Origin of the sequence: Pseudomonas sp. SIMBA_067 (assembly GCF_046534675.1) — a bacterium.
In the GTDB taxonomy this organism is placed as follows: domain Bacteria; phylum Pseudomonadota; class Gammaproteobacteria; order Pseudomonadales; family Pseudomonadaceae; genus Aquipseudomonas; species Aquipseudomonas putida.
This window is the reverse complement of the sequence record NZ_JAWRYH010001298.1, coordinates 1-238: the sequence shown is the minus strand read 5'-3', so window position 1 is coordinate 238 and position 238 is coordinate 1. Positions and strand designations below refer to the sequence as shown.

Annotated in this window: 1 protein-coding gene; it reads left to right on the top strand. The window is 65.1% G+C overall.

Annotation, left to right across the window (positions count from 1 at the left end; all coding sequences use genetic code 11):
- The coding region (locus SB765_RS33515; protein ID WP_410933020.1) for a helicase-related protein at positions 1–238 on the top strand (238 nt) is incomplete at both ends.

The window sequence follows — 238 nt, the reverse complement described above, 5'->3', positions numbered from 1 at the left end:
GTGGCGACTTCCAGTCTGGAACTTGGCATTGATATGGGGCCGGTGGATCTGGTGATCCAGGTGGGCGCACCGCTTTCAGTCGCCCGCGCACTGCAGCGGGTGGGACGCGCCGGGCATCAGGTCGGCGGCGTATCAACCGGCATTCTGTTTCCGCGCACCCGGCGCGATCTGCTGGATTCGGTCGTCATATTGCAGTCAATGCGTGCGGGCCAGCTCGATGCGCTGGCTCCGCCGCGTA